Source organism: Paenibacillus durus, from assembly GCF_000756615.1.
Taxonomy (GTDB): Bacteria; Bacillota; Bacilli; order Paenibacillales; family Paenibacillaceae; genus Paenibacillus_AQ; species Paenibacillus_AQ durus.
This window is the reverse complement of sequence record NZ_CP009288.1, coordinates 3,574,341-3,589,845: the sequence shown is the minus strand read 5'-3', so window position 1 is coordinate 3,589,845 and position 15,505 is coordinate 3,574,341. Positions and strand designations below refer to the sequence as shown.

The 15,505-nt window shown below is 50.9% G+C and carries 16 protein-coding genes; 14 read left to right on the top strand and 2 right to left on the bottom strand.

The genetic code is table 11. The features are described 5' to 3' along the window. Positions 1-28: 28 nt before the first annotated feature. The 12 genes from PDUR_RS15210 (at position 29) to PDUR_RS15155 (ending at position 13,151) form a co-directional block, all read left to right on the top strand. Positions 29-814, top strand: a complete 786-nt coding sequence (locus PDUR_RS15210) for a class I SAM-dependent methyltransferase (RefSeq protein WP_042207002.1) — start codon at positions 29-31, stop codon at positions 812-814. Beyond that, positions 798-1,778: a tRNA (adenosine(37)-N6)-dimethylallyltransferase MiaA gene (gene miaA, locus PDUR_RS15205; RefSeq protein WP_042207001.1), complete on the top strand. Its 981-nt coding sequence runs from the start codon at positions 798-800 to the stop codon at positions 1,776-1,778. The genes PDUR_RS15210 and miaA overlap by 17 nt, the downstream gene beginning before the upstream one ends. Before the next feature lie 19 nt (positions 1,779-1,797). Next, positions 1,798-2,037, top strand: a complete 240-nt coding sequence (hfq, locus tag PDUR_RS15200; protein WP_025688942.1) for an RNA chaperone Hfq — start codon at positions 1,798-1,800, stop codon at positions 2,035-2,037. A 168-nt stretch (positions 2,038-2,205) separates the two neighbouring features. Then, positions 2,206-4,833: a transglycosylase domain-containing protein gene (locus PDUR_RS15195; protein WP_042207000.1), complete on the top strand. Its 2,628-nt coding sequence runs from the start codon at positions 2,206-2,208 to the stop codon at positions 4,831-4,833. 160 nt (positions 4,834-4,993) lie between these two features. Next, positions 4,994-5,551, top strand: coding sequence for a ribonuclease FAU-1 family protein (locus tag PDUR_RS15190; protein ID WP_042206999.1), 558 nt, complete (start codon positions 4,994-4,996; stop codon positions 5,549-5,551). Beyond that, entirely contained in the window at positions 5,552-6,202 is a 651-nt protein-coding gene (locus PDUR_RS15185) for a YdcF family protein (protein WP_042206998.1), read from the top strand. 96 nt (positions 6,203-6,298) lie between these two features. After that, positions 6,299-7,264 carry an AAA family ATPase gene (locus PDUR_RS15180; protein WP_042206997.1) on the top strand — a complete coding sequence of 322 codons (966 nt, stop codon included), beginning with the start codon at positions 6,299-6,301 and terminating at the stop codon, positions 7,262-7,264. Positions 7,265-7,353: 89 nt separating this feature from the next. Next, a complete protein-coding gene (gene hflX, locus PDUR_RS15175) occupies positions 7,354-8,652 on the top strand; it encodes a GTPase HflX (RefSeq protein ID WP_042206996.1) in 1,299 nt (432 codons plus the stop codon). 154 nt (positions 8,653-8,806) lie between these two features. After that, positions 8,807-10,060: a methionine gamma-lyase family protein gene (locus tag PDUR_RS15170; RefSeq protein ID WP_042206995.1), complete on the top strand. Its 1,254-nt coding sequence runs from the start codon at positions 8,807-8,809 to the stop codon at positions 10,058-10,060. Between the two features lie 106 nt (positions 10,061-10,166). Continuing rightward, positions 10,167-10,577, top strand: a complete 411-nt coding sequence (locus PDUR_RS15165) for a MerR family transcriptional regulator (protein ID WP_019910684.1) — start codon at positions 10,167-10,169, stop codon at positions 10,575-10,577. Positions 10,578-10,607: 30 nt separating this feature from the next. After that, positions 10,608-11,936 (top strand): type I glutamate--ammonia ligase, encoded by a 1,329-nt coding sequence (glnA, locus tag PDUR_RS15160; RefSeq protein ID WP_042206994.1) that lies wholly within the window; start codon positions 10,608-10,610, stop codon positions 11,934-11,936. Between the two features lie 228 nt (positions 11,937-12,164). Next, a complete protein-coding gene (locus tag PDUR_RS15155; RefSeq protein ID WP_042206993.1) occupies positions 12,165-13,151 on the top strand; it encodes a helveticin J family class III bacteriocin in 987 nt (328 codons plus the stop codon). Between the two features lie 184 nt (positions 13,152-13,335). On the opposite strand, the gene PDUR_RS15150 is transcribed toward PDUR_RS15155, so the two are convergent. Continuing rightward, positions 13,336-13,674: a L,D-transpeptidase gene (locus PDUR_RS15150; RefSeq protein ID WP_042206992.1), complete on the bottom strand. Its 339-nt coding sequence runs from the start codon at positions 13,672-13,674 to the stop codon at positions 13,336-13,338. Between the two features lie 160 nt (positions 13,675-13,834). Beyond that, complete coding sequence (lexA, locus tag PDUR_RS15145; protein WP_042206991.1) at positions 13,835-14,461, bottom strand: transcriptional repressor LexA; 627 nt, start codon at positions 14,459-14,461, stop codon at positions 13,835-13,837. 179 nt (positions 14,462-14,640) lie between these two features. Between lexA and yneA the strand changes: the two genes are divergently transcribed. Both yneA and PDUR_RS15135 read left to right on the top strand, forming a co-directional pair. Further along, positions 14,641-15,054 carry a cell division suppressor protein YneA gene (gene yneA, locus PDUR_RS15140; protein ID WP_042206990.1) on the top strand — a complete coding sequence of 138 codons (414 nt, stop codon included), beginning with the start codon at positions 14,641-14,643 and terminating at the stop codon, positions 15,052-15,054. 227 nt (positions 15,055-15,281) lie between these two features. Next, positions 15,282-15,491, top strand: coding sequence for a DUF896 domain-containing protein (locus PDUR_RS15135; protein ID WP_042206989.1), 210 nt, complete (start codon positions 15,282-15,284; stop codon positions 15,489-15,491). The last annotated feature ends 14 nt before the right edge of the window (positions 15,492-15,505 follow it).

The window sequence follows — 15,505 nt, the reverse complement described above, 5'->3', positions numbered from 1 at the left end:
TTACGCAGATTAAATAAACGGAGGCACCATGATTATAACTACGGGCGATCGCCCGCTAACCGAGGTTGCCGCACGTGCCGAGAGGCTGGCCGAACGCCTCGGTGTTCGCTACATAGCGCGCGGCAACCTATCCATGAATAAGCTTTTCTCGCGTTATGGCGGCGCCGAGGTTCTCGTTGTGCTGCTGGAGGGAGTAAGGCTGCTGCGGCCGGACCGTCCGCAGCTTCAGTTTCATCCCAGCATGGGATTTGTACGCGCCAAACGGGTATTAAAGGGTGATGGCGACCCGATGCTGGATTCGGCGGGAATGGCTCCCGGCGACAGTGTGCTGGACTGCACGGCGGGACTGGGCTCCGACGCTCTGCTGTTCGCGGTGCGCGGAGGAGAACGGTCCTGCGTTACCGCGCTGGAGAGTTCACTGCCGCTCTACGCCCTGCTGGCGGAAGGGATGGCTAATTACACTTCCGGAATAGAGGAAGTGGATGCCGCGCTGCGCCGGATCAACGTCGTTAACAGCGATCATCAGAGCTACCTGGCGAGCCTGCCGGACGGAAGCGTGGATATCGTCTATTTCGATCCGATGTTCCGCGAGCCTCTCGAGGATTCGGCGGCGATTTCTCCGCTTCGCGCATACGCCAACAGCGCTTCGCTGTCTCAGGAAAGCGTGCTTGCAGCGGTTCGGGTCGCACGCAAAGCGGTGGTGCTGAAAGAGAAAAGAGGCAGCGGCGAGTTCAGCCGGCTCGGGTTCGAGGAAATGCTTCGCCCGGGGGCCAAAACATCGTACGGGGTGATCCGAATTGACCAAAGAAGCTAAACCGAAGGTGCTGGTGCTGCTCGGCCCTACCGCTGTCGGCAAGACACGACTCAGCCTTACGATCGCCAAGGCATTCAATGCGGAAATTATATCCGGCGATTCAATGCAGGTATACCGCGGCATGGATATCGGAACGGCTAAGATCAAGACGTCCGAAATGGAGGGCATTCCCCATCATCTGATCGATATTCACGATCCGCAGGAGCCTTACTCGGTCGCCGAATTTCAGAGTGAAGGACGCAGACTGATCCGCGAGATTTCCGCCAAGGGCAGGCTGCCTTTCATTGTGGGGGGCACGGGCCTTTACATTGAATCTCTCTGCTATGGATTTCGCTTCTCCGAGGCGGTCGCCGATGAGGCCTTCCGCACGGAAATGGACCGGTTTGCGGAGGAACACGGCGCGCTGGCGCTGCATGCGAGGCTTGCCGAGGTGGACCCGGCAAGCGCGGCCCGGCTGCATCCGAATGACCGGCGGAGAATTATTCGCGCGCTGGAGATTTACCAGCAGACGGATACGCCTTTGTCCGAGTCTCCTGCGGCCAAGAAACCGGAGTCTCCCTATGACCTTTGCCTCATCGGTTTGACAATGGACAGGCAAATACTATATAAACGTATTGAAGAGCGAATCGACGAAATGCTGGCGGAAGGGCTGGTCGAAGAGGTTAGGAGTCTGATGGATCGGGGCTGCGGCAGGAACCTCATTTCCATGCAAGGGCTCGGCTACAAGGAGATCGCCGCCTATCTTGGGGGAGAGATGACACTGGAAGAATCGGTGGTGCTTCTTAAGCGGGATACGCGCCGTTTCGCCAAAAGACAGCTGTCATGGTTTCGGCATATGAAGGATATTCAGTGGATCGATGTTACGGGCAGCGGAAACTTTTCTGAGAATTTCTCGAAAATACATGCTATAATAGCAGGAAAGTTTCTTTCAGGTCTTGAATATACTTCTGAACAATCTAATTGAACCATTGGGGGTACGGCATATGAACAAGTCCATTAACATCCAAGATACGTTCTTGAACCAACTTCGGAAAGAAAATATCCCTGCTACAGTATATTTGACCAACGGCTTTCAAATCCGGGGAATCATTAAAGCGTTTGACAATTTCACGATTGTAATTGACAGCGACGGACGCCAGCAAATGGTGTACAAGCATGCGATCTCAACATTTACTCCGCAGCGCAGCGTATCCTTGATGCAGGACAACGCTACCGAAGAATAATTTCCGCAGCCGAGGGCTTATGCCAATACGCCAGAATGTGTTCGAAGCGAAACCTTTTTGCTTATGATTCGTTTGAATAGAGGGTGAGAGAGCAACCTGAATAAGGTTGTTCTTTTCATTGAGAGACAAATAAAACTTATGACCTTTCATAGGGGAGTAGGAGGCAACATGTCGAACGACGAGATCCTTCGGTCGAACCGCCACAGAAAAGGGGGAGCCGGGCAACCGCCCAAGCCCAAAAAGAAGAAAAGATTGACCCGCAAGCGCGTCTTTTGGACTTTGTTTTTTACAACAGCCTTAGCCATTTTTTGCGCGCTTGGGGGCTACCTGTTCATCACGATCGACGGGGAGAAGCTGCTTAATGCGAACAAGGATAAGCTGACTGTCAACGAAACGACCAAGATTTACGACCGCAATGCGAACCTTATCGGAGAACTGGCATTGGAAAAAAGCGAACCCGTCGATAGCAAGCAGATTCCAGACATTATCAAGGATGCTTTTATCGCGACGGAGGACAAACGCTTTAAAGAGCATAGCGGGGTCGATCTATGGTCGATTGGACGGGCGGCCGTCAAAGACGTCGTCGCCCGTAGTATGGTTGAAGGCGGCAGCACAATCACGCAGCAGTTGGCCAAGAACATTTTTCTCACCCGGGACAAAACGTTCTTCCGCAAGGCGACGGAGATGTCTATCGCTATGGCTTTGGAGCGTCAGTATACGAAGGATGAGATCATTACACTGTATCTTAACCGGATTAACTTTGGCGGCACCATTTACGGCATCAAGGCCGCGTCCGAGCATTATTTCGGGGTGAGCGAGCTGAACAAGCTGAAGGTATGGCAGATCGCGACGCTTGCGGCGATGCCCAAGGGTCCTTCCCGCTACAACCCTCTCCGTAATCCTGAGCTTTCCAAGGAGCGCAGAGCGGTAGTGCTTCAGCTGATGTACGAACAGGGGTATATTACCCAAGAGGAAATGAACGAGGCGAAGGTTATCAATTACAACTATAAGCCGCCTACGAAAAAGCAGAAATATCAGGCTTTTATCGATTATGCGATCGACGAGGCCGAGGACAAATTCGGTCTTACCGAAGACGATCTCAACATTGGCGGCTACAAAATCTATACGACCATGGATAAAGATGCGCAGCAGACGGTCGAGAATGCTTTTGCTGACGGCGACAATTTTGAAAAAAGCGTTGACGACGAGCCGGTTCAAGGATCAATGGTCATTATCAACCAGGAGAACGGCAGTATTGTCGCTCTTCTTGGAGGACGTAATTACGAGAAAAAGGGATACAGCCGCATATCGAACAGCCGGCGGTCTCCGGGCTCTTCGATTAAGCCGATCGTATCTTATGCTCCGGCGATCGAATCGGGCCAATTCGCGATGAACTCGCAGATCAGCAACGCAAAGCAGTGCTTTGGCGATTACTGTCCGACCAATCTGCACGGTTATTCGTCATCCATCAGTATGACCGAGGCGCTGACGAAATCGGAGAATATCCCCGCCGTATGGCTGCTTAACGAGATCGGGGTAGGCACAGGCTTCAATTTTGCCAAAAAAATGGGCATCGGGCTACAGGATGACGACAGAAACCTGTCACTCGCGCTTGGCGGTATGTCCAAAGGTACGAATACGCTGGAGATGGCCCAGGCCTATACAGCGTTCGCCAATGGCGGTGAATTGAGGGAGGCCTATGCGATCAAATCCATCAAGGACAGCACGGGAGAAACCGTCTATAAGGCGAACACGAACGCCGAGCGCGTCATGAAGGAAAGCACCGCTTATCAGATGACCGAGATGATGCAGGAGGTCGTGCAGAGCGGGACCGGTAGAAGAGCGAGAATCGATCGTCCGGTTGCGGGTAAGACCGGAACGACACAGAGCGGTTACAGAGGCGTCGATTCCAACCGTGACGTCTGGTTCGTCGGCTACACGCCGGAGCTTACGGCAGCAGTATGGATGGGATATGACAATCCCGACCGTCAGCATCTGCTCAAGAACAGCAGTCCGCTGGCCGCTGCATTCTGGGGTAAAGTAATGGAGGAGGTCGTGAAGAATTATCCGGAGAAATCGTTCCCGAAACCGGATAATATCGATGTTCCAGTACCTTCGGAGGAGCCGGTGGATCAAGTTGGACCGGCCAGCGGGCTGACCGCCCACTATGATTCCTCGACGGGAACCGTCAATCTAGCCTGGACACCTGTCCGGACTCCGGGCGCGGAATACCGTGTCTACCGTAAAGAGACGTCGGAAGCGGATTTCAGTCCGCTGATCAATACGCTGACGCCTAATGCTGCTGATCTTAGCGCCATGGCCGGCCTTACCTATGAGTACTATGTGAGGGTATATTATCCGGATCAGGGAGTAGAAAGTGATCCTTCCAATATCGCATCGGTGCTTATAGAGGGGGCTGAACCATCGGTCGAACCGTCGCCATCGGTTAGTCCTGAACTGCCTACGGCCACGCCAGAGGGCGGCGGAGACAACGGTGCCGGCGGCAGTCCGGCCGAACCGAGCCCGGATAACGGAAATAGCGGGGGCAATGGTAACGGTAACGGCAATGGCGGCGGCAATGGAAATGGCACTGGCAACGACAATGGCAACGGCAATGGCGGTGGTAACGGCAATGACGGCGGTAACTCGGGCACTCCGGCAGAGCAGAGCCCTTCGCCGGCACCATCTCTTGAGCCGCCTGCAAGTCCTGCGGACGCAGCCGTACCGGGAGATGGCAGCGATCCGGCTGCTGCCCCAGGCGACGGATCTGTGAATGAAGGAGTTCCGGCGCAATAGCAGGGACTTTGTCTTAGTAAAGCCGCTCAGGCAGTCTGGATCTTCCGTTAGTGACGGTTGGTCCGGGTTTCCTGAGCTTTTCTTTTTCACAGCCCTAAGGTTTTGAGTGCGACTCCTAAATGTGGTAAGCTGAAGACACCATAATGGAGAGGGTTATTATATGAAACGTAAATTCGGAGACCGGGCCAACTGGCGCCGGATTACGCGCCGTGGGTTTGCCTGCCGCTATGTGGAAAGCCGGGAATTCAGCGGATACATCACCCTTTACACGATTTACGGATTGAAGGAGCCGCTCTGGAAAAGCTATGGCCGGCATACATACCGCATTGCGGACAAGGGCTATTCGTGGCTGCAGTATTTTCCAAAAGACAGTCATTATATTGTTACGGCGATGTTCGATGAAAGACAAAATATCATCCAATGGTATATCGACACCTGCAAGGTTCAGGGAGTAACGGATCAGGGGGTGCCCTGGTTTGACGATCTGTACCTGGATGTAGTGGTGCTGTGGAATGGGGAAGTATTCTTGCTCGATGAAGATGAGCTTGAAGAGGCGCTTGAACGGGGAGATATTTCAGACAGCGATTACAATTTGGCCTGGAGTACCGCCAGAAGGATACTGCAAAGCATTGACGCGCACGCCTTTCCTTTTTTCACAATGTCTCTAAAACATCGCTCCGAATTGTTTCATCATGGGGAATTCAGGAGGAAATTTTAGATGCAAAGGTATGCTCTAGACTCGTCGACGATCCGCAGCAGTGCGGCGGGCCGACGGAAATGGCGATTTAAGCGGATTATGGTGTTTACAGCTGCCGTTCTGCTGATCGCCGGTATGTTGTGGAGTACTTATGTGCTCATTATCATCAATCAGGCGGAGACGACCTCCCCAATGAAGAAGGCGGATGTTGGCATTATTCTTGGCGCGTCGATGTGGGGCGATGAGCCCAGTCCCGGGCTTAAGGAGCGGCTTGACTACGGGTTGAAGCTGTATAAACAGGGCTTTTTTTCTCGTTTTATCGTTAGCGGCGGGCTTGATAAACCAGGTTATCGATATACGGAAGGCCAGGGAATGCGCAATTATCTGATTGCCGGGGGCGTGCCGGACAGCGCGATTGCCGTGGAGAATAAAGCGACGTCAACATATGAGAATCTCCTATTCAGCCGGGAAATCATGCAGCGGGAGCATTGGTCCACGGCGGTGGTTATCACCCATACCTTCCATGGCCGCAGAGCGCTTGAGGTTGCCGAAGAACTGGGGTTTGAGAATCCCGAGCTCGGTTTAACCGATTCTGAGTCGATGTCGATGGCTAAGTATAAGACGAGGGAAATATTGGCCTACACGAAATGGAAGCTTCTGCAGGTGTTTTAAGCTTGTTTAAGGGAAAATGCCGAATCTGCTAATAACGCCTGGACCTTGGGAATAGACTTGAGTAGAACACTCAGCCCTAAGTAATGAGGTGAACCCATGAACATACGCAGCGCTGCTTCAAGCGGGCGGGATGAAGGCAGACCATCGCGGCAAATCAACATCGTATTACGCAATCACGAAACACCGGCTGTGAGCGGAACATCGGCGATCAGCGAATCGGCGTCTCCCAAAAGCAATGCCCAAATCGGTCTTTTCCAGGAGATTGGGGGAGAATTGGACGCGCTGGTAGGTCTGGATAATATTAAGGAGCTTGTCTTCGAGATTTACGCACTGCTACAGGTTGCTCAAATGCGCAGTGAAGCGGGTCTGGCAAGCGGCGGCCAGGCTTATCACATGGTGTTTAAAGGAAACCCGGGCACCGGCAAGACGACGGTGGCGCGTATTGTCGCGAAATTGTTTCAGCGTATGGGTGTGTTGACCAAAGGACATCTTATCGAGGTGGAGCGGGCCGATCTTGTAGGCGAATATATCGGGCATACCGCGCAGAAGACCCGGGATCTCGTCAAAAAGGCGCTTGGCGGCATTCTGTTCATCGACGAGGCGTACAGCCTGGCTCGCGGCGGTGACAAAGATTTCGGCAAGGAAGCGATCGATACGCTCGTCAAATCGATGGAAGATCACCGCAGTCAGTTCGTGCTTATTCTGGCGGGATACTCCAGTGAGATCGATTATTTTCTGATGAGCAATCCGGGCCTGCCTTCGCGCTTTCCGATCCAGGTTGAGTTCCCGGATTATACGATTGACCAGCTTCTGCAAATCGCCGAGCTGATGGCGAAGGAGCGTGACTACATTTTGATGCCGCAGGCGATACTCAAATTAAAGCAGCATTTGTTGCAAGAGAAAGATGAGAGCCCGCATGCCTTCAGCAATGCGCGTTACGTGCGCAACGCGATCGAAAAAGCGGTCCGCAGCCAGGCGGTAAGGCTGCTTAATCAGTATGAACATAATAGCCCCGGCAAGCAGGAGCTTATGACCCTCAGAACCGAGGATTTCAAACTGTAAGTTGGGCCGCAAGGAACCAATAATATAAGAACAATGATAGAAATGCGCTAAGCACATAAGTTCTTATATTCTGCAAAAGGAGAATGCATATGGTAACTACGACGCATGAGACAAATACAGAAATACAGGACCGGGCAATTCTGGTAAGCCTTGTGACCGATGAGGTCAAACGGACCGGGATTGATCCCGAATACTCACTTCAGGAGCTGGTTCAACTGGCGGAAACCGCCGGCGTTGAAGTGCTTGAAGTGCTGCGCCAGAATAAGGAAACGCCGGATTCAAAATGGTTTATCGGCAAAGGCAAGGTCGAGGAGCTTCGGATGGCTGCGGATGGACTGGGCGCCAATACGGCGATTTTCGATCAGGAGCTGTCGGGCGCTCAGGTGCGTAATCTGGAGGAAGCCCTCGACCTGAAGATCATTGACCGCACGCAGCTCATTCTGGACATCTTTGCCGGCCGGGCGAAGACCCGTGAGGGCATTATCCAGGTGGAATTGGCTCAGTTGTCTTACCTGCTGCCGCGCCTGTCGGGACATGGCAAGAACCTGTCCCGGCTGGGCGGCGGCATCGGCACAAGAGGACCCGGGGAAAGCAAGCTGGAGACGGACCGCCGGCATATCCGGGACCGGATCGGCGAGCTGAAGCGCCAGCTTGATGAAGTGATGAAGACGCGGAGTCTTCACCGTGAGCGGCGGCGCAAGAGCGGGGTGGTGCAGGTGGCTCTCGTCGGCTATACGAATGCCGGCAAATCCACTCTGCTCAAGCAGCTGACCGATGCGGACGTGTACATCGAGAACCAGTTGTTCGCTACACTGGACCCGACCTCGCGGCTGCTTGAGCTGCCTGGCGGGAAGAGCGTTGTGCTTACAGACACAGTTGGCTTTATCCAGAATCTACCGCATGATCTGGTTGCCTCGTTCCGGGCGACGCTTGAAGAAGTTAATGAGGCCAATTTGGTGCTGCACGTAGTCGATGCCTCTTCCCCAATGAGGGAAGAACAGATGGAGGTTGTAGATTCCATTCTGGAGGGCCTTGGCGCTGCTGAGAAGCCGCAGATTGTTCTGTTCAACAAGAGCGATCTCTGCCGGCCTGAGCAGCTTGAGATGCTGCCCGGAGGTCCGGGCTATATGAAGGTCAGTGCCTTTAACCCGGAGGATCTTGCCCGGATTGCGGACACCATCCAGAATGAGCTGGCCGGAGATACGCTAAGCTTCCGGATACCATCCAGCCGGGGCGATTTGACTTCCCTCCTGTATAGAGTGGGGGATGTGCTGGATCAGTCCTTCGAGGAGAATGATATCCTCTACAATGTGCGGGTGAACAAGGACGATTATGAAAAATGGGGCTATTTGCTGGCCGATTTCGTGGATCAGACAAACCGGGACTAATAGCAGGAAATTTGGAATGGCCGCTATACTTAATTCCCAGGGATATTATCGCTTAATTAACAATAACATCCTATTTTTCGGATTTATAAGCGACAGTCTTCTGCCGCTTACTGTTATAATCATGGAAAGTGTATGTAAGGAGAGACGGACATAAATGGCAGTATTTGCAGAAGATATTTTACAAGCGGCGGAAGCGGCGGAAGTTGAGATTCAGGAGGCGGTCAGGACTCTTGACCGGATTGTGGATCTTAACCAGTGGAAAGTAATCGAAGCTTTTCAAAGTCACCAAGTCAGCGACTTCCACTTTGCCGGTTCAACGGGCTACGCCTATAATGACAGAGGCCGGGAGGTGCTGGATCTAGTATATGCGGATGTATTCGGAGCCGAAGCCGCGCTAGTGCGGCCTCATTTTGCGTCGGGCACGCATACGATCTCCACTGCGCTGTTCGGCGTGCTCCGGCCGGGAGACGAGCTGTTGTACATCACTGGACGGCCATACGATACTTTGCATAAGGTGATCGGCAAGCCGGGGGACGGGACAGGCTCTCTGGCGGATTTCGGCATAACCTACCGGGAAATGGCGCTTACCGATGAGGGGGAAGTTGACTGGGCGGAGGTTGCGCGGGCTTTGACGCCCGCGACGAAGGTGATCGGCATTCAGCGGTCGCGCGGCTATGACTGGCGTTCTTCTTTTACTGTGGAACAGATCGGGGAAATGACGGCCAAAGTCAAGGAAATAGCGCCGGACGCTGTCGTCTTTGTCGATAACTGCTACGGGGAATTTACCGAGGAAATGGAGCCAACCCAGGTCGGCGTTGATCTGATGGCTGGCTCCCTGATCAAAAACCCCGGAGGCGGCATCGCCGAAACCGGAGGCTATATATGCGGCAGAAGGGACCTGGTAGAACTGGCTGCTTACCGGCTTACGGCGCCGGGCATCGGTGGCGAAGTCGGAGCGATGCTGGGGACGACACGGGGGCTTTATCAGGGACTGTTTATGGCTCCACACACGGTCGGACAGGCCTTAAAAGGAAGCATCTTCGCCGCCGCCGTTTTTGAACGCTGCGGTTTTCGCACCAAGCCTGCATGGCAGGAGCAGCGGACCGATCTTATACAGGCTGTTTCTTTTGACGGACCCGAGCATTTGATTGCCTTCGTTCAGGGAATACAGCGGGCAGCTGCCGTAGACAGCCACGCCGTCCCGGAGCCTTGGGACATGCCTGGCTACGAGCATCCGGTCATTATGGCGGCGGGAACTTTTATTCAGGGAGGCAGCCTGGAGTTGTCTGCAGACGCTCCGATCAGGGCTCCATACATCGGTTACATGCAGGGAGGATTGACCTATTCACATGTCAAATATGGTGTGCTGATGGCGCTGCAGAGTATTCGGGATCGGAATTTACTGTAAAAAAGAAACTAGAAATGTTGTGAGTATATCTTACATATCATTGACACGCCATAGCCGGAAATGTACAATGAGATGAGAAAAAGATCATTGGAAGGTTGGATGAGTCATGGGTGATGAAATCCGCAGAAATATGGCGTTATTCCCAATAGGAATTGTAATGAAACTTACTGATTTGTCCGCACGGCAAATCCGCTATTATGAGCAACATAGTCTGATTGTTCCGGCGCGCACCTCGGGCAATCAGCGATTATTCTCTTTTAACGATGTGGAGCGTTTGCTGGAAATTAAGGCTTTGATTGAAAAAGGGGTTAATATTGCCGGTATCAAGCAGGTTATGAACCCGGTATCCAAGGAATCGGAAGAAGCTACCGTCATTACCCCCGACACGGAAGTCCGGCGGCGCGAGCTGTCCGATTCCCAACTCCACAGGCTGCTCAAGCAGGAGTTGGTTTCCGGGAAAAGGCCGGGACAAGTATCTCTTATTCAAGGGGAGTTATCCCGGTTTTTCAATAAATAATATACAGAAGCGCGAAAGGGAGAGGGTATAGTGAGCTTTTCTAAAGAAGATATTTTGCGCATAGCCAAGGAAGAGAATGTCCGGTTCATTCGTCTCCAGTTTACCGATTTGCTCGGTACGGTCAAGAATGTGGAAATTCCCGTCAGCCAATTGGAGAAGGCGCTGGACAACAAAATGATGTTTGATGGCTCTTCCATCGAAGGCTATGTCCGCATCGAAGAATCCGATATGTATTTATATCCCGATCTCGACACTTGGGTAATATTTCCATGGGTAGCCGAAGACCGCGTTGCCCGTCTTATTTGTGATGTCTATATGCCGGACGGAACTCCGTTTGCCGGTGATCCCCGCGGTATTTTGAAACGCTGCCTTAAAGAAGCGAAAGAAATGGGCTTTACTTCCATGAACGTTGGACCGGAACCGGAATTTTTCCTGTTCCAGACCGATGAGAAGGGCAATCCGACGACGGAACTCAACGATCAAGGCGGTTATTTCGACCTTGCTCCGATGGACCTTGGAGAGAACTGCCGCCGCGAAATTGTATTAACGCTGGAAGAAATGGGCTTCGAAATCGAAGCTTCACACCACGAGGTCGCGTATGGACAGCATGAGATTGACTTTAAATATGCCGATGCGATCAAGGCAGCCGACCAGATCCAGACGTTCAAGCTGGTAGTGAAGACGGTTGCCCGCCAGCATGGGCTGCATGCCACATTTATGCCTAAGCCTATGTTCGGTATGAACGGCTCGGGAATGCACTGCCACCAATCGCTGTTTAAGGGCAGCGAGAACACTTTCTACGAAGAAAAAGATGAGCTTGGTCTTAGCGATACTGCGCGCAGCTACATGGCAGGCCTGCTAAAGCATGCGCGGGCGCTTGCCGCAATTACGAACCCTACGGTGAACTCCTATAAGCGTCTGGTTCCCGGATATGAAGCCCCTTGCTATGTTGCCTGGTCGGCGAGCAACCGCAGCCCGATGATCCGCATCCCGGCTTCCAGAGGACTCAGCACGCGCATTGAAGTCCGGAACCCGGACCCGGCAGCCAATCCTTACCTTGCGTTGGCGGTTATGCTGAAGGCAGGTCTGGATGGCATCAAGCGTCAGCTTGATCTGCCTGCTCCTATTGATCGTAACATCTACATTATGACTGAAGAAGAGCGGATCGAAGAAGGCATCCCGAGTCTGCCGGCGGATCTTAAGGAAGCACTGGGTGAACTGATCCGCAACCCCGTAGTCACCGACGCTCTTGGCGAGCATGCCCTGGCGCACTTCTATGAGCTGAAGGAAATCGAATGGGACATCTACCGCACGCAGGTGCATGACTGGGAAAGAAACCAATACATCACGCTGTACTAATTGGAAAACCCTTGAGGCTATAAGGCTTTGAGGGTTTTTCTTTGTGGCGGCGATTGAAGTATGATTCAATAACCAGATAACCAGTTATTATTTCAAAATGTAATAATTGACAAAAAATGTATTTTATGGTATATTCATGTCTGTATTCTTCATGTGAACTATTTGGTAACCAAAATTAAGAATGTGAGGGATATTTAGTTTATTATCATTTTTAATGGAGGTATCTATATGTCTCAAGTTCAAGCGTTGAAGTTTAGAAGGCAATTAAAAATACTTACATCTTTTGTTGTCGCGTTTCTTTCATTTGGAATGTCTGTCTTACCCGTATTTGCGGCTGCTCCTGAGAGTACTGTAAACGCTACGGCAACACTCGCATACAATCTCAAAGGACTTAATCACAACCTGGCTGTTCAGAAAGCTTACATTGCTGATAAGTATCTTTATGTAACACAGCGGTCCGGGGGAACAGTCTATCTTTCAAGATTGCTCATAAACGGAAGCGACGCCACATATGTTGATGAAATGACCATCACCAATTCCGGTCACGGACAAACGCTGGATATGTACACCTATAATGGCATTAACTATTTCTATTTCAGTGCAAAAGCTGATTCTTCAACGCCGTATTACTGGTCGCTTCAGGTAGCAAGGCTTCAATACTCGTCTGGTGCGACACTTGATTATACGGATCTTCATCGGTTCACTTATTTGAATTACGCTAATAAGACGGGTGCAAGATTAGGTGAGACTTACCGTGTTGATGGCGGCGGCAACAGTAACTATACGATTTTCCGCGTACAAACTGCGGAAGGAACCGTTACTTGGTCCATTTATGATACGGTAGCTTTAAACAAGCTTCTTGACAGCAATGAACAGGTACGAATGGACAGTGCAGCTACGGTAAACGCTTGCGTAACCAGCTTTACGCAGTCGGGAAATGCTATTGTAAGACCGAACGGATCATTCCAGGGAGCTGATATGCTTGATAAAACGGAAATATATACGTCAGGCGGCGCAGAAGGTGATACTCCCAAGATTGCTATGATGTCAAACACAGGAGCATACAAAACCCTTGTGAATATAACAAATGTGGGAAGCCATGAAATCGAGGGAGTACAGACCAAAAACGGCAACGTTTATTTTACTATAGTTACAGACCCGGATAATAAAAAAAATACGCAGCAAGTTTATTACGTCCCTGATAGCTTATTTTGAATAACTGCCAGTCTGGTCAGTTAGAATGACGATAATAGAGAAACCCAGTATCCGCCAATGGAGCCTAAAGTCCAGCTTCAACAGTTGGATGACCGCGGCATTGCAACCTCATTTTTATGGAGCTGATCGCGTTGTACTAACTTTTTGCATAATAGAACCGCCATTTTTTGGCGGTTTTTAATATTTATTCACGAATAGTTACTCTAGTACCCAGCGGAACGATCCGGGCCAGCTCAAGTACATCGGCATTGTACATACGGATACATCCATGCGAAACCTGATGACCGATTGACGCGGGATTATTGGTTCCGTGAATGCCGTAATGGGGCTTGGAAAGTCCCATCCAGAATGCGCCGAATGGTCCGCCTGGATTTGCCTGCTTATTAACAATGGTGTATTCGCCCTCGGGTGTCTGGGTTAACATTTTGCCGATTCCTACGGGGAAGCCCCGAACGACTTTATCGTTATCCAGAAGGTACAACATGCGCTGGGATAAATCGACAATGATCCGGTAATTAGGCATATGATCAGCACTCCTTTACGGTATAAAATATGCAGGGAGTGCATATGCCGTTCTAATTTCTCTGAATATCGAAGTGCGGCACAAAGAGCTATGCTGAAAAAGTATGTACGAAAAGAGGCGGACCCGGTAAACGGGGCCGCCTTTCAAATGTGCACAGCCATTAATGGATGTCTCTGAATAATCCAATCACTTTACCCAAAATACTCACCCGGTTAAGCCGGAGCGGCTCATAGGCCGGATTTTCAGGCTGCAGGCGAATATGATCGCGCTCCTTATAGAAGGTCTTGACAGTAGCTTCATCGTCTTCCGTCATTGCGACCACGATATCGCCGTTATCGGCGGTCTGCTGCTGGCGGACGATGACGTAATCTCCGTTCATGATGCCGGCTTCAATCATACTGTCGCCCATAACGGAAAGCATGAAGACCTTGTTTTCTCCGACGTAATGGGTGGGAAGGGGGAAATAATCTTCAATATTCTCTGTTGCTGTAATCGGCACACCCGCAGTCACCTTGCCAACAACCGGGACTCGGGCAACGGTCTGCACGAATTGTTGGACATTTTCGGAGTCTTCCTGGCCCAGCAATTCAATGGCGCGCGGTTTCGTGGGATCGCGGCGGATAAGTCCTTTCTTCTCCAGCCGGTCAAGATGCCCGTGTACGGTAGAACTGGAGGCCAGGCCGACCGCTTCTCCAATTTCCCGGACGGAAGGCGGATACCCCTTGCTGCGAACTTCGTTACGTATAAATTCCAGGATCGCCAGCTGGCGACTCGAAATCTTTGACATCGGAATACACCCCATCTAGTAATGTTTGGGAAAATTATAACATAGAACTGCCGTTCGCACAAACATAAGTTCTAAAAAAATAAAGGGGAACAATCGTTCGAAAAACCTCTTGATCGAAACACATGTTCGTGCTATATTAATTTTGCAAGTAAGAACAAGTGTTTGGAGGTTGATGATACATGTTGAAATATAGTACATACCGCAGCATTTATAATGAGACACCGGAGGCCGCCTCAGCGTGCCGGAGTGCGGTTTCTAGCCATATGAACCCATCCGTAAAGAACACTAAAGTGATCATCAAGAAAGCATGTATCGTATTGAAACAGCAAGATGTTTTTAAGCTGATGATTGTGCTTCTTCTAATTATTTCGGGATTTACCGTGGTAAGCCAAGTATTTGCCAGTTCGTTATCAATACAGCAGGAGAAGCGGATTGTAGTGGAGCCCGGCGATACACTCTGGAGTATCGCTCTTAAGAATAAAGCTTCCGATATGAGAACTGTCGTATATATTGATGCTATTAAACGACATAATAATTTGAGCGGTTCCGATATCCAGGCCGGAGATATATTATCAATTCCCGTATACAAATAATCATTTGCAAATACCCTTAGCGACTTGAAGCAAATTTTGCAAAGTGCTGATTAACAGAGTAGAAGCATATCAGGCTAATGCAGTAAAATGAGCTTTCAGGGGAGTCGCCTTGACAAGCTCTTTTTCTCATGGCAAAGTTAGAATGAATTTAGAGCAGTTCTACCGGTTCCTTTAACTTACCGCTAATGCCGGCATGAACAATCAAGCAGAAATTAGGAGGGAACATTTTGAATATAGATGAACTGGTTAATCGCATTAATGAGCTGGCGCGCAAATCTAAGAGCGTCGGACTAAACGAAGAGGAATTGGCAGAACGCGCCAAACTTCGGGAGATATATCTCGGTAATGTCCGCCGCAATTTCCGCGCTCAATTGGAGTCGATTGAAATTGTGGATGACAAAGGAAATGAACGAGACGGCAATAGAAATCTTCATTAATCAAGCCGAAGCCG

What these genes read in the sequence shown, in the direction of transcription:
- PDUR_RS15210 (WP_042207002.1), top strand. Translation starts at nt 29, where the DNA reads ATGATTATAACTACGGGCGATCGCCCGCTAACCGAGGTTGCCGCACGT.
- hfq (WP_025688942.1), top strand. Translation starts at nt 1,798, where the DNA reads ATGAACAAGTCCATTAACATCCAAGATACGTTCTTGAACCAACTTCGG.
- PDUR_RS15195 (WP_042207000.1), top strand. Translation starts at nt 2,206, where the DNA reads ATGTCGAACGACGAGATCCTTCGGTCGAACCGCCACAGAAAAGGGGGA.
- PDUR_RS15190 (WP_042206999.1), top strand. Translation starts at nt 4,994, where the DNA reads ATGAAACGTAAATTCGGAGACCGGGCCAACTGGCGCCGGATTACGCGC.
- PDUR_RS15185 (WP_042206998.1), top strand. Translation starts at nt 5,552, where the DNA reads ATGCAAAGGTATGCTCTAGACTCGTCGACGATCCGCAGCAGTGCGGCG.
- PDUR_RS15180 (WP_042206997.1), top strand. Translation starts at nt 6,299, where the DNA reads ATGAACATACGCAGCGCTGCTTCAAGCGGGCGGGATGAAGGCAGACCA.
- hflX (WP_042206996.1), top strand. Translation starts at nt 7,354, where the DNA reads ATGGTAACTACGACGCATGAGACAAATACAGAAATACAGGACCGGGCA.
- PDUR_RS15170 (WP_042206995.1), top strand. Translation starts at nt 8,807, where the DNA reads ATGGCAGTATTTGCAGAAGATATTTTACAAGCGGCGGAAGCGGCGGAA.
- PDUR_RS15165 (WP_019910684.1), top strand. Translation starts at nt 10,167, where the DNA reads ATGGGTGATGAAATCCGCAGAAATATGGCGTTATTCCCAATAGGAATT.
- PDUR_RS15155 (WP_042206993.1), top strand. Translation starts at nt 12,165, where the DNA reads ATGTCTCAAGTTCAAGCGTTGAAGTTTAGAAGGCAATTAAAAATACTT.
- PDUR_RS15150 (WP_042206992.1), bottom strand. Translation starts at nt 13,674, where the DNA reads ATGCCTAATTACCGGATCATTGTCGATTTATCCCAGCGCATGTTGTAC.
- lexA (WP_042206991.1), bottom strand. Translation starts at nt 14,461, where the DNA reads ATGTCAAAGATTTCGAGTCGCCAGCTGGCGATCCTGGAATTTATACGT.
- yneA (WP_042206990.1), top strand. Translation starts at nt 14,641, where the DNA reads ATGTTGAAATATAGTACATACCGCAGCATTTATAATGAGACACCGGAG.